Here is a 13,032-nt window from a genome sequence, read left to right as displayed (position 1 = left end):
CTAAAGCGGTCAGAGGCCATATGACCCGGGCCACAAACGAACTGAGCGAGTGCCCCAGGTTTGACTAAAATCATTAATTGAGCCGGGTTCCAGAGCCACCAGGCAACACTTTGCCAGCATTTGCCAGCACCGCGGGCTGCGCCCTCGACATCCGGGAGTAGCGCGGTCTGATTTGATCTGGTAAGTTCGCCCGCTTGCAGCCGCAGGGCCGGCAGGTGCCGGTGATGGAGCAATCCTGCGCAGATGGATTACAAGAGTAGAGGCGGTCTATTTCATGTCCACCCAAGCAAAGCAACAAGCGAATCAGACGATCAGCGGCTTCGAGCCCTATGTTCAGAAAGCTGGCGAAGAGTACATGGGCGAGCCCATGCGCAAGCACTTCACCAAGGTTCTGAATCAGTGGAAAAAAGAGCTGATGGAAGGTGTCGACAAGACTGTGGACCACATGAAGGACGAAGCGGCCAACTTCCCGGACCCGGCAGACCGTGCCAGCCAGGAAGAAGAGTTCGCTCTCGAGCTTCGAGCCCGCGATCGTGAGCGCAAGTTGATCAAGAAGATCGACAAGACGCTGCAGCTGATCGAAGACGAAGAGTACGGCTGGTGTGAATCCTGCGGCATCGAGATCGGCGTCAAGCGCCTTGAGGCCCGTCCTACCGCTGACTTGTGCATCGACTGCAAGACACTGGCGGAAATCAAGGAAAAGCAAGTCGGCAAATAATCGCGGCTTGAACGAAGAACGGAGCGTGCGAACGCTCCGTTTTTGTTTCTGATATTTGCTTCGGCAGGAAACCCTGTGGGAGCGGGCTTGCTCCGGGCGGCGTTCCGACGAAAGCGGTGCATCAGCCTATATTGATGTTGAGGCTGATGGCCTCTTCGCGAGCAAGCCCGCTCCCACAGGGTGGTTGGCGCAAGCCTGGAAAAAGTAATATTGCCCTTATGACTGCCATCGCCGCCTCTACCTACATCGGGCGTTTTGCCCCCACGCCCAGTGGCCACCTGCATTTCGGTTCGCTGGTCGCCGCATTGGCCTCCTACCTCGACGCCCGCTCGGTGGGTGGCCGCTGGCTGATGCGCATGGAAGACCTCGACCCGCCCCGCGAAGAGCCCGGCGCCCAGGCGGCGATCCTCAAGGCTCTGGAGAGCTACGGTTTCGAGTGGGATGGTGAGATGGTCCGCCAGAGCGACCGCCACGAGGCCTATGCCGAAGTGCTCAATCGCCTGTTCAGCCAGGGTCTGGCCTACGCCTGCACCTGCTCGCGCAAACAGCTGGAGCCGTACCACGGCATTTATCCGGGGCTGTGCCGCAATGCCGGACACGGCACGGAAGACGCCGCCATTCGTATTCGCGTGCCTGAACTGGATTATCACTTCATCGACCGCGTGCAGGGCGAGTTCCACCAGCACCTGGGCCGGGATGTCGGCGATTTCGTGATTCGCCGCCGCGACGGGCTGTACGCGTATCAACTGGCGGTGGTCCTGGACGATGCCTGGCAAGGCATCACCGACATCGTCCGCGGTGCCGACCTGCTGGACTCGACGCCGCGCCAGCTCTACCTCCAGGAACTGCTCGGCCTGCGCCAGCCGCGCTACCTGCACATCCCGCTGATTACCCAGCCCGATGGTAACAAGCTCGGCAAGTCCTACCGCTCACCACCCTTGAGCGAAGACCAGGCCACCCCCTTGTTGCTGCGGGCCCTGCGCGCACTGGGGCAGAAACCCGGCGCCGAACTGGCCTACGCCACGCCACGGGAAGTGCTGGACTGGGGCATAACCCACTGGGATGCCCTGCTGATCCCGCGCACACTGAGCCTGCCCGAGGCGCAGCTACAGTGATCGTGCTTGCAGTGGCGCGCCCATCCGTTACCATCGCCGCACGTTTTCGGGCACGCGCATAAAAAAGAGAGGCCGGGATGTACATCTATCGCTTGGTCCTGCTCCTGGTAGTGGGGATTTATCTGTTTTCCCCGGCCATCATGGATTGGTGGATCGACGCCACTGGCGCCTGGTATCGCCCTTATCTGCTCTGGCTGATCCTGATCGTCGTGACCTTCATCCTGCAGAGCCAAAAAGATGCCGATGAGCTTTAGCCTGACCCAGATGATCCTGATCAGCGCCGCGTACCTGGCGGTGCTGTTCGGCGTGGCCTGGGTCAGCGAACGGGGCATGATCCCCCGGGCGATCATTCGCCATCCACTGACCTACACCTTGTCGCTGGGGGTCTATGCCAGTGCCTGGGCCTTTTATGGCACCGTGGGCCTGGCCTATCAGTATGGTTACGGCTTCCTGTCCAGCTACCTGGGCGTTTCCGGTGCATTCCTGCTGGCGCCGGTGTTGCTGTATCCGATCCTGAAGATCACCCGCACGTATCAACTGTCGTCCCTGGCCGACCTGTTCGCTTTCCGCTTTCGCAGCACCTGGGCCGGCGCGCTGACCACGATTTTCATGCTGGTCGGGGTTCTGCCCCTGCTGGCGCTGCAGATCCAGGCGGTCGCCGACTCCATCGGCATCCTCACCCGCGAGCCGGTCCAGCATCGCGTGGCACTGAGCTTCTGCGCCCTGATCACGCTGTTCACGATCTTTTTCGGCTCCCGGCACATCGCCACCCGGGAAAAACATGAAGGCCTGGTGTTCGCGATTGCCTTCGAGTCGGTGATCAAGTTGATCGCCCTCGGCGGCGTCGGCCTCTATGCGCTGTATGGCGTGTTCGACGGCCCGCAACAGCTGGAACTGTGGCTGCTGCAAAACCAGACCGCCCTCGCCGCACTGCACACGCCACTGCAGGAAGGCCCTTGGCGCACACTCCTGCTGGTGTTCTTCGCCTCGGCGATCGTCATGCCGCACATGTACCACATGACCTTCACCGAAAACCTCAATCCGCGCTCGCTGGTCAGCGCCAGCTGGGGCCTGCCGCTGTTCCTGTTGCTGATGAGCCTGGCCGTGCCGCTGATTCTCTGGGCAGGCCTGAAGCTCGGCGCCACCACCAACCCGGAATACTTCACCCTGGGCATCGGCATCGCCGCCAACAGCAAGGCCCTGGCACTGCTGGCCTATGTCGGTGGACTGTCCGCCGCCAGCGGCCTGATCATCGTCACCACCCTGGCCCTGTCCGGCATGGCTCTGAACCACCTGGTGCTGCCGCTGTACCAGCCGCCGGCCGAAGGCAACATCTACCGCTGGCTGAAGTGGACCCGTCGAGCCCTGATCGTCGCCATCATCATGGCCGGCTACGGCTTCTACCTGCTGCTGGGTGCCGAGCAGGACCTGGCCAACCTCGGCATCGTCGCCTTCGTGGCCACCCTGCAGTTCCTGCCTGGCGTATTGTCTGTGCTGTATTGGCCGACCGCCAACCGTCGCGGCTTCATTGCCGGGCTGCTAGCGGGGATCCTGGTGTGGCTGGTGACCATGTTGCTACCGCTGGTCGGCAACCTGCAGGGCTTCTATATCCCGTTGCTGAACATGATCTACGTGCTCGACGACACCAGTTGGCACATGGCCGCGATCGCCTCCCTGGCCGCCAACGTGCTGATGTTCACCCTGATTTCGCTGTTCACCAATGCCAGCACCGAAGAAGCCAGCGCCGCCGAAGCCTGCGCCGTGGACAACGTGCGCCGCCCGCAACGCCGCGAACTGCACGCCGCCTCGCCCCAGGAATTCGCCACCCAGTTGGCTAAACCGCTGGGTGCCAAGGCCGCGCAGAAGGAGGTCGAGCAGGCCCTGCGCGATCTCTACCTGCCCTTCGACGAACGGCGGCCGTACGCCTTGCGCCGCCTGCGCGACCGGATCGAAGCCAACCTCTCCGGCCTGATGGGGCCGAGCGTGGCCCAGGACATGGTCGAGACGTTCCTGCCCTACAAGGCCGGCGGCGAAAACTATGTCACCGAAGACATCCACTTCATCGAAAGCCGCCTCGAGGACTACCACTCGCGCCTGACCGGCCTGGCCGCCGAACTCGATGCCCTGCGCCGTTATCACCGCCAGACCCTGCAAGAGTTGCCGATGGGCGTTTGCTCGCTGGCCAAGGACCAGGAAATCCTCATGTGGAACAAAGCCATGGAGGAACTGACCGGGATCGCCGCGCAACGCGTGGTCGGTTCGCGCCTGAGCACCATTGCCGATCCGTGGAAAGCGCTGCTGCAGGGCTTCATCAATGTCCCGGACGAGCACTTGCACAAACAGCACCTGGCCCTCGACGGCCAGACTCGCTGGCTGAACCTGCACAAAGCGGCGATCGATGAACCACTCGCACCGGGCAACAGTGGCCTGGTGTTGCTGGTGGAAGACCTGACCGAAACCCAGATGCTCGAAGACAAACTGGTGCATTCCGAGCGCCTGGCCAGCATCGGTCGCCTGGCCGCGGGCGTGGCCCATGAAATCGGCAACCCGATCACCGGCATCGCCTGCCTGGCGCAGAACCTGCGCGAAGAGCGCGAGGAAGACGGCGAGCTCAAGGAAATCAGCGGGCAGATCCTCGAACAGACCAAGCGCGTGTCGCGCATCGTGCAGTCGTTGATGAGCTTCGCCCATGCCGGCAGCCACCAGCACAGCGACGAGCCCGTCTGTCTGGCGGAAGTGGCCCAGGACGCCATCGGCCTGCTGGCCCTGAACCGGCGCAATTTCGAAGTGCAGTTCTACAACCTGTGCGACCCCGACCACTGGGTCGAAGGCGACCCGCAGCGGCTCGCCCAGGTCTTGATCAACCTGCTCTCGAACGCCCGCGACGCTTCGCCTGCGGGCAGCGCGGTGCGGGTAAAAAGCGAAGCCGGCGAACACACGGTCGACCTGATCGTGGAAGACGAAGGCAGCGGAATTCCAAAGAGCATCATGGACCGATTGTTCGAACCCTTCTTCACCACCAAGGACCCGGGTGAAGGTACCGGTCTGGGCCTTGCACTGGTCTATTCCATCGTTGAAGAGCATTATGGACAAATCACCATCGACAGCCCGGCTGATGTACAGAGCCAACGCGGCACCCGGATCCGGGTGACTTTACCGCGTCATGTCGAAGCGACGTCCGCTGTGAACTGAGACCGTCGAGAGTATCGAATCAATGCCGCACATTTTGATCGTCGAAGACGAAACAATTATCCGCTCCGCCTTGCGCCGCCTGCTGGAACGCAACCAGTACCAGGTCAGCGAAGCCGGTTCAGTGCAGGAAGCACAAGAACGCTTCACCATTCCCACGTTCGACCTGATCGTCAGTGACCTGCGCCTGCCGGGCGCGCCGGGCACCGAGTTGATCAAGCTGGGCCAGGGCACGCCGGTGCTGATCATGACCAGCTATGCCAGCCTGCGCTCGGCAGTGGACTCGATGAAGATGGGCGCGGTGGACTACATCGCCAAGCCTTTCGATCACGACGAAATGCTCCAGGCCGTCGCGCGCATCCTGCGTGACCGGCAATCGGCGCAAGCCAGCAGCGAACCGGTTGCCGCCAAAGCCGGCAATGGCGCGGCCAAACCCGGCACCGACAACAGCAACGGCGAGATCGGCATCATCGGCTCGTGCCCACCGATGCAAGACCTGTATGGCAAGATTCGCAAAGTCGCGCCGACTGACTCCAATGTCCTGATCCAGGGCGAGTCCGGTACCGGTAAGGAATTGGTGGCGCGTGCGCTGCACAACCTCTCCAAGCGGGCCAAGGCACCGATGATCTCGGTGAACTGCGCCGCCATTCCTGAAAGCCTGATCGAGTCCGAACTGTTCGGCCACGAGAAGGGCGCGTTCACTGGCGCCAGCGCCGGACGTGCCGGCCTGGTGGAAGCGGCGGACGGCGGCACCTTGTTCCTCGATGAAATCGGTGAGCTGCCACTGGAAGCCCAGGCGCGCCTGCTGCGCGTGTTGCAGGAAGGTGAAATTCGTCGAGTGGGCTCGGTCCAGTCGCAAAAGGTCGATGTGCGCCTGATCGCCGCGACTCACCGAGACCTCAAGAGCCTGGCAAAGATCGGCCAGTTCCGTGAAGACCTTTATTACCGCCTCCACGTGATCGCCCTGAAACTGCCTGCACTGCGCGAACGTGGCGCGGACGTCAATGAAATCGCCAACGCCTTCCTGGCGCGGCAAAGCGCGCGGATCAACCGTACCGACCTCAAGTTCGCCGCGGACGCCGAGCAAGCCATTCGTCACTACTCGTGGCCGGGTAACGTTCGTGAGCTGGAAAACGCGGTAGAGCGCGCGGTCATCCTGAGCGAGAGCCCCGAGATTTCCGCCGAGCTGCTGGGCATCGACATCGAACTGGGCGACCTGGAAGACGACGAGTTCATCGGCCTGCCCCCACAACAGGGCAACGGCAACGCCGGTAACAACAATCATGAGCCGACCGAAGACCTGTCCCTGGAAGACTACTTCCAGCACTTCGTGCTCGAGCATCAGGACCACATGACCGAGACCGAGCTGGCGCGCAAACTCGGGGTCAGTCGCAAATGCCTGTGGGAACGCCGTCAGCGCCTGGGTATCCCGCGGCGCAAAACCGGGGTGGCCAGCGAAAGCTGAACCCCACCTGTCTCATGTGCGGGTAACACATGATTTTGTGAAAAAACTGTTACCTCAGGTTTTTCACGTAACAGAAGCCGGGGCTTACGGTAACGAAGCCCCGGCTTTTTTTCGCCCCCATATACCCCTTCGGTTCGCCTAACCCCTTGTTTTACTGGGGTTCGCAAAAGTTGGCACGCACCCTGCTATATGTTTGGTACAAGAACAATAACAAGCAATGCACAAGACAATAAAAATAAGACGTATCGACTCACGCACAATAAAAACAAGACGGCGAGAGGCGCAGCTAACTGATTCTTTTGGAGAGGCGTTGTATTTGGGGCATGCCCCACGACCAGGCCGAAAACAACAAAAAACTGTCTTAAGACAGAGCCTGAACTGGTTGGATCGCAAGATCACTGCAGCACAGCGACCAAAGCAATCCGTTTGCTCTTGGCTCCCGATTGGGAGTGTCATGAAGGAAAGCTTCATGGCGAGGGCACTCAACAAAAACAAGAAGCCCGAAACCAATAACAAAAATGAGCATGCAACTACTTCTTGGGGAGCTTCGGCTCCCCTTGTAGTTTCTGCGATTCGCCCGCCCCGCCTCGCTCCTACACCTCAAATCCGCTGTGTCCTACACCATCCCTCGACTAAATGCTAGAATCCCCGCCCATCATGCGGTCATTCTTCGTTTTGGCCGAACATTCCTTCAAACAGTGCATCCCATGCTGAAGAAGCTGTTCCAGTCATTCCGTACTCCCGTGCGTCGTACGCAACACATCCGCAGCACGCCTGAAGTGCTCAATAGCGGCCAACATTCGCTGCAAAAGGGGCAATTCAGCCGTTACGCGGTGAACATCGTCGAACGCCTGCAGGGCGCCGGTTACCAGGCCTACCTGGTCGGCGGTTGTGTGCGTGACATGCTGCTCGGCATCACGCCGAAAGATTTCGACGTCGCCACCAGCGCCACCCCTGAACAGGTACGTGCCGAATTCCGTAATGCACGGATCATTGGCCGCCGGTTCAAACTGGTGCATATCCACTTTGGCCGCGAAATCATCGAAGTCGCGACCTTCCGCGCCAACCACCCGCAGAACGACGAAGAGGAAGATCAAAATCAATCCTCGCGTAACGAAAGCGGGCGCATCCTGCGCGACAACGTCTACGGCACCCTGGAAGAAGACGCGCAACGCCGCGACTTCACCATCAATGCCCTGTATTACGATCCGGTCAGCGAACGCATTCTCGATTACGCCAACGGCGTGCACGACATTCGCAACCAACTGATCCGCTTGATTGGCGACCCCAAGCAGCGTTACCAGGAAGACCCGGTACGGATGCTGCGCGCCGTGCGGTTTGCCGCCAAGCTGAATTTCGGCATCGAAAAACACAGTGCCGCGCCCATCCGCGACCTCGCGCCCATGCTGCGCGAGATCCCGTCGGCCCGCTTGTTCGAAGAAGTGCTCAAGCTATTCCTGTCCGGCCACGCGGCCGACACTTTTGAAATGCTGGTCGACCTGCAATTGTTCGATCCACTGTTCCCGGCCAGCGCCGAGGCACTGGAATACAACCCGACCTACACCCACACCCTGATCAGCGAAGCCCTGATCAACACCGACCTGCGCATCAAGCAGAACAAGCCGGTCACCCCGGCGTTCCTGTTTGCCGCCCTGCTTTGGCCCGCTCTGCCGGCGCGCGTATTGCGCCTGCAGGATCGTGGCATGCCGCCGATTCCGGCGATGCAGGAAGCCGCTCACGAGCTGATTGCCGAGCAGTGCCAGCGCATCGCGATCCCGAAACGCTTCACCATGCCGATCCGCGAGATCTGGGACATGCAGGAGCGCCTGCCACGGCGCAGCGGCAAACGCGCCGACCTGCTGCTGGACAATCCGCGCTTCCGCGCCGGCTACGACTTCCTGCTGCTGCGCGAAAGCGCGGGCGAGCAGACCGATGGCCTGGGCGAATGGTGGACCGACTACCAGGATGCCAATGACAGCGAGCGTCGCGACATGATTCGCGACCTCAGTGGCAAGGACGACGGTACCGGCGGCCCACGCAAACGTCGCCGCAGCGGCGGCTCCAAGCGCAAGCGCTCAGCGGACGCTTCGAGCACCACGGGCGAGTAATCCATGGAACGCATCTACATCGGCATGGGCAGCAACCTGGCTGACCCCGCCGAACAGCTGCGCAGCGCCATCGAGGCACTGGCTCAGTTGCCGCAATCGCAACTGGTCGGGGTTTCTGCCTTCTATCAAAGCGACTCGTTGCTGCCCGGCCAGCCGCGTTATACCAACGCAGTGGCCGCGCTCGACAGCGCTCTGGCACCGCTTGAGCTGCTGGACGCCTTGCAGTCCATCGAAACCGGCCAGGGCCGCGAGCGCCTTGAGCGCTGGGGCCCGCGTACGCTGGACCTGGACATCCTGCTGTTCGGTGACCGCCTGATCGACGAACCTCGCCTGAAAGTCCCGCATTACCATATGCAGGAGCGGGCCTTCGTCCTGTATCCCCTGGCCGAACTGACGCCCGCCGACCTACGCCTGGCCGATGGCCGAGCACTGGCCGACTTGCTCGCTGCCTGCCCGTTCGTCGGGCTGGAACGCCTGCCGGTAGACTGAGTTGCACCAAAAGATCGCAGCCTTCGGCAGCTCCTACAGGACGGTGATGACCTGTAGGAGCTGCCGAAGGCTGCGATCTTTTGATGTTGGCATTTGCTGAAACGCATCAGTCACCCCGGTAACACCGCGGGCGTAACAATGCGGTAACACACGCAATTGACTTCCCACGTTCTCCTCACGACTATAGGCGTCCCGCTGCCGTCACCACGGCATCAAGGGCGCAATCCAGGCCTTCAAAGCACGACAAAAGACCGTGCGCCTGTATTCAACGAAGAATCACGCGCGTTACTCGCAGTAGTTTCCACAGCGCCTGAATGAGGAACTTTTCATGCCAGCCATCACCCTGACCACTCTGCAAGGTCTCAAGCAAAAAGGTGAAAAAATCACCATGCTGACCTGCTATGACGCAACCTTCGCCCACGCCTGCAACCAGGCCGGCGTCGAAGTGCTGCTGGTGGGCGACTCACTCGGCATGGTTCTGCAAGGTCACGACAGCACCCTGCCGGTCACCACCGCCGAAATGGCTTACCATGTGGCAGCCGTCAAACGCGGTAACACCGACGCCCTGATCCTTGCCGACTTGCCCTTCATGGCCTACGCCACCACGGAACAGGCCATGACCAACAGCGCCCTGCTGATGCAGGCCGGCGCTCACATGATCAAGGTTGAAGGCGCGTTGTGGCTGGCGGACTCGATCCGCCTGTTGGCAGAACGGGGCGTTCCGGTCTGTGCCCACATGGGCCTGACCCCGCAATCGGTGAACATCCTCGGCGGCTACAAGGTCCAGGGTCGCAACGAAAACCAGGCGCGGCAGATGCGTGCCGATGCCATCGCGCTGGAACAGGCCGGCGCGTCGATGCTGCTGCTCGAATGCGTGCCGAGCGAATTGGCCGAAGAAATCACCCAGGCCGTGGGCATTCCGGTCATCGGGATTGGCGCCGGCCACCGCACCGACGGCCAGGTACTGGTCCTGCACGACATGCTGGGCCTGTCGATTACCGGTCGCGTCCCCAAGTTCGTGAAAAACTTCATGGCCGGCCAGGAAAGCATTCACGCGGCCCTGAGCGCTTACGTCACTGAAGTCAAAGCGGCGACTTTCCCAGGCATCGAACACGGATTCTCTGCATGAACACCGTCAAAACCGTACGCGAACTACGGGCCGCCGTGGCCCGTGCCCGCAGTGAAGGCAAGCGCATCGGCTTTGTGCCGACCATGGGCAACCTGCACAGCGGGCATGTCGCGCTGATCACCAAGGCCACCCAGCGGGTGGATTTCGTGGTCGCGAGCATTTTCGTCAACCCGCTGCAGTTCGGTGCTGGCGAAGACCTCGACAAATACCCGCGCACCCTCGCCGCCGACCAGGAAAAACTGCTCGAAGCCGGTTGCGACCTGCTGTTCGCGCCGACCGTTGAAGAGATGTACCCCGGCGGCATGACCGGCCAGACCCGCGTCAGCGTCCCGCAGCTTTCCGAAGGCCTGTGCGGCGCCAGCCGTCCGGGGCATTTCGAAGGCGTGGCAACGGTGGTCAGCAAGCTGTTCAACATGGTCCAGCCGGACCTGGCGATCTTCGGCCAGAAAGACTTTCAGCAACTGGCAGTCATTCGCGCGCTGGTGCATGACCTGAACATGCCGATCCAGATCATTGGCGAGCCGACGGTGCGGGCGGCCGATGGCCTGGCGCTGTCGTCGCGCAATGGCTTCCTCGACGCAGATCAGCGCGCCGTGGCGCCGGTGGTGTATCGCACGCTGAGCGAGATCGCCGAAGCGATCAAACAAGGCGAGCGCGATTACCCGGCCCTGATCCGTGCCAAGCTGCAACAGCTCGAAGCGGCGGGCCTGCGTCCCGACTACCTGGAAATTCGCCATGGGCTGAGCCTGCGCCCGGCCACCCCGGAAGATCGCGACCTGGTGATCCTGGTGGCGGCGTTCCTGGGGACGACGCGCCTGATCGACAACCTGCACCTGAACCTCGACACCCCCGCCTGAAATCCCCCCACGACCGCACCGGTACAAAAAAGTACCGGTCGCAGGTCCGACAAAGCCAAGACAGATCGTCTCACTGGGTTTACTGTTACCGGTCTGCGCTATTTAATCGTGTGCACGCAGGCTAACCGGGTTACCGCCAGTCAGTGGTCAGGACATTCCGGTATTTTCAGTGTCTTAAAGGCAGTTCAAGTAAAAGGAAACCCGCAGCGATGGCGTATTACCGCACCCCCCACGACGTGACCGCCCTGCCCGCCTGGCAGGCGTTGAAAGACCACCGCCAGGCCATGCAGGATTTCAACATGCGCGAGGCCTTCAACGCCGACCCGCAGCGCTTCAATCAATTCACCCTCAGTAGCTGCGGTCTGTTTCTCGACTACTCGAAGAACCTGATCAACGCCCAGACCCGCGACCTGCTGGTGGGCCTGGCCGACGAAGTCGACCTCAAGGGCGCGATCAAATCGCTGTTCGATGGCGAGATCGTCAACGCCTCCGAAGGACGCCCTGCCCTGCACACCGCCCTGCGTCGTCCGGTCGGCGACAAGTTGTCGGTCAACGGCGTCAACGTGATGCCTGAGGTGCACAAGGTATTGAACCAGATCACCGACCTCGTGGGCCGTATCCACGACGGCCTGTGGCGCGGCTACTCCGAGAAGCCGATCACTGACGTGGTCAACATCGGCATCGGTGGTTCGTTCCTGGGGCCCGAGCTGGTGTCCGAAGCCCTGCTGGCCTATGCCCAGAAAGGTGTGCGTTGCCACTACCTGGCAAACATCGATGGCAGCGAGTTCCACGAACTGGCCATGAAGCTGCGCGCCGAGACCACGCTGTTCATCGTTTCGTCGAAATCCTTCAACACCCTCGAAACGCTGAAAAACGCCCAGGCCGCACGTGCCTGGTACCTGGCCCAGGGTGGCTCGGAAGCCGAACTGCATCGCCACTTCATCGCAGTATCGAGCAACAACGCCGCCGCCGTAGCGTTCGGCATCCGCGAAGAGAACATCTTCCCGATGTGGGACTGGGTCGGCGGGCGTTACTCGCTGTGGTCGGCCATCGGTTTGCCGATCGCCCTGGCCATCGGCATGTCGAACTTCAAGGAACTGCTGTCCGGTGCGTACACCATGGACCAGCACTTCCTGAACACCCCGTTCGACCAGAACATGCCGGTGCTGCTGGCCCTGCTCGGCGTGTGGTACGGCAATTTCTGGGGCGCGCAAAGCCACGCGATCCTGCCGTACGACCACTACCTGCGTAACATCACCAAGCACCTGCAACAGCTGGACATGGAATCCAACGGCAAGAGCGTGCGCCAGGACGGTACGCCCGTCAGCACCGACACCGGCCCGGTGATCTGGGGTGGCGTAGGTTGCAACGGCCAGCACGCTTACCACCAGTTGCTGCACCAGGGCACCCAACTGATCCCGGCCGACTTCATCGTGCCGATCGTCAGCTTCAACCCGGTGGCCGACCACCACCAGTGGCTGTACGCCAACTGCCTGTCGCAAAGCCAGGCGCTGATGCTCGGCAAGACCCTGGCCGAAGCCCAGGCCGAGCTGCGTGACAAAGGCATGAGCGAAGAGCAGGTGCAGAGCCTTGCGCCGCACAAGGTCATCCCGGGCAACCGTCCGAGCAACACCCTGGTGGTCGAGCGCATCAGCCCGCGGCGCCTGGGTGCGCTGGTGGCGATGTACGAGCACAAAGTCTTCGTGCAAAGCGTGATCTGGGGCATCAATGCCTTCGACCAATGGGGTGTGGAGCTGGGCAAGGAACTGGGCAAAGGCGTCTACAACCGCCTGGTCGGCAGCGAAGAAACCCCGGCTGACGACGCGTCCACCCAGGGCTTGATCAACTACTTCCGCGGACGTCACCGCGGCTGATTTGACGCTTGTACTAACCTTTGTAGGAGCTGGCTTGCCAGCGAAGACGGTATATCAGGCAATACTTATGTCGACTGATACACCGCTT

At 61.4% G+C, this 13,032-nt stretch carries 10 protein-coding genes; all 10 read left to right on the top strand.

Annotation, left to right across the window (positions count from 1 at the left end; genetic code table 11):
* The first annotated feature begins 274 nt into the window (after positions 1-274).
* The 10 genes from dksA (at position 275) to pgi (ending at position 12,944) form a co-directional block, all read left to right on the top strand.
* Entirely contained in the window at positions 275-718 is a 444-nt protein-coding gene (gene dksA / locus NPS56_RS10755) for an RNA polymerase-binding protein DksA (RefSeq protein ID WP_046815673.1), read from the top strand.
* A 218-nt stretch (positions 719-936) separates the two neighbouring features.
* Positions 937-1,833 carry a tRNA glutamyl-Q(34) synthetase GluQRS gene (gluQRS, locus tag NPS56_RS10750; RefSeq protein WP_274074585.1) on the top strand — a complete coding sequence of 299 codons (897 nt, stop codon included), beginning with the start codon at positions 937-939 and terminating at the stop codon, positions 1,831-1,833.
* A 77-nt stretch (positions 1,834-1,910) separates the two neighbouring features.
* Complete coding sequence (locus tag NPS56_RS10745; protein WP_003176118.1) at positions 1,911-2,087, top strand: hypothetical protein; 177 nt, start codon at positions 1,911-1,913, stop codon at positions 2,085-2,087.
* Positions 2,071-5,025, top strand: coding sequence for a sensor histidine kinase (locus NPS56_RS10740; protein ID WP_274074584.1), 2,955 nt, complete (start codon positions 2,071-2,073; stop codon positions 5,023-5,025). Before NPS56_RS10745 ends, NPS56_RS10740 begins: the two co-directional genes overlap by 17 nt.
* Before the next feature lie 22 nt (positions 5,026-5,047).
* Positions 5,048-6,487, top strand: coding sequence for a sigma-54-dependent transcriptional regulator (locus NPS56_RS10735; RefSeq protein WP_274074583.1), 1,440 nt, complete (start codon positions 5,048-5,050; stop codon positions 6,485-6,487).
* 707 nt (positions 6,488-7,194) lie between these two features.
* Entirely contained in the window at positions 7,195-8,595 is a 1,401-nt protein-coding gene (locus NPS56_RS10730) for a polynucleotide adenylyltransferase PcnB (protein WP_274074582.1), read from the top strand.
* Between the two features lie 3 nt (positions 8,596-8,598).
* Entirely contained in the window at positions 8,599-9,084 is a 486-nt protein-coding gene (gene folK, locus NPS56_RS10725) for a 2-amino-4-hydroxy-6-hydroxymethyldihydropteridine diphosphokinase (RefSeq protein ID WP_274074581.1), read from the top strand.
* Positions 9,085-9,412: 328 nt separating this feature from the next.
* Positions 9,413-10,213: a 3-methyl-2-oxobutanoate hydroxymethyltransferase gene (gene panB, locus NPS56_RS10720; RefSeq protein WP_274074580.1), complete on the top strand. Its 801-nt coding sequence runs from the start codon at positions 9,413-9,415 to the stop codon at positions 10,211-10,213.
* On the top strand, positions 10,210-11,070 hold the full coding sequence (gene panC, locus NPS56_RS10715; RefSeq protein ID WP_274074579.1) for a pantoate--beta-alanine ligase: 861 nt from the start codon (positions 10,210-10,212) through the stop codon (positions 11,068-11,070). Before panB ends, panC begins: the two co-directional genes overlap by 4 nt.
* A 209-nt stretch (positions 11,071-11,279) precedes the next feature.
* Complete coding sequence (gene pgi, locus NPS56_RS10710) at positions 11,280-12,944, top strand: glucose-6-phosphate isomerase (RefSeq protein ID WP_274074578.1); 1,665 nt, start codon at positions 11,280-11,282, stop codon at positions 12,942-12,944.
* Positions 12,945-13,032 lie beyond the last annotated feature (88 nt).

Origin of the sequence: Pseudomonas putida (genome assembly GCF_028682635.1) — a bacterium.
Lineage (GTDB): Bacteria > Pseudomonadota > Gammaproteobacteria > Pseudomonadales > Pseudomonadaceae > Aquipseudomonas > Aquipseudomonas putida_AE.
This window is presented reverse-complemented; position numbering and strand designations above follow the sequence as displayed.

What these genes read in the sequence shown, in the direction of transcription:
- panC (WP_274074579.1), top strand. Translation starts at nt 10,210, where the DNA reads ATGAACACCGTCAAAACCGTACGCGAACTACGGGCCGCCGTGGCCCGT.
- gluQRS (WP_274074585.1), top strand. Translation starts at nt 937, where the DNA reads ATGACTGCCATCGCCGCCTCTACCTACATCGGGCGTTTTGCCCCCACG.
- panB (WP_274074580.1), top strand. Translation starts at nt 9,413, where the DNA reads ATGCCAGCCATCACCCTGACCACTCTGCAAGGTCTCAAGCAAAAAGGT.
- NPS56_RS10735 (WP_274074583.1), top strand. Translation starts at nt 5,048, where the DNA reads ATGCCGCACATTTTGATCGTCGAAGACGAAACAATTATCCGCTCCGCC.
- pgi (WP_274074578.1), top strand. Translation starts at nt 11,280, where the DNA reads ATGGCGTATTACCGCACCCCCCACGACGTGACCGCCCTGCCCGCCTGG.
- dksA (WP_046815673.1), top strand. Translation starts at nt 275, where the DNA reads ATGTCCACCCAAGCAAAGCAACAAGCGAATCAGACGATCAGCGGCTTC.
- NPS56_RS10745 (WP_003176118.1), top strand. Translation starts at nt 1,911, where the DNA reads ATGTACATCTATCGCTTGGTCCTGCTCCTGGTAGTGGGGATTTATCTG.
- folK (WP_274074581.1), top strand. Translation starts at nt 8,599, where the DNA reads ATGGAACGCATCTACATCGGCATGGGCAGCAACCTGGCTGACCCCGCC.
- NPS56_RS10740 (WP_274074584.1), top strand. Translation starts at nt 2,071, where the DNA reads ATGCCGATGAGCTTTAGCCTGACCCAGATGATCCTGATCAGCGCCGCG.
- NPS56_RS10730 (WP_274074582.1), top strand. Translation starts at nt 7,195, where the DNA reads ATGCTGAAGAAGCTGTTCCAGTCATTCCGTACTCCCGTGCGTCGTACG.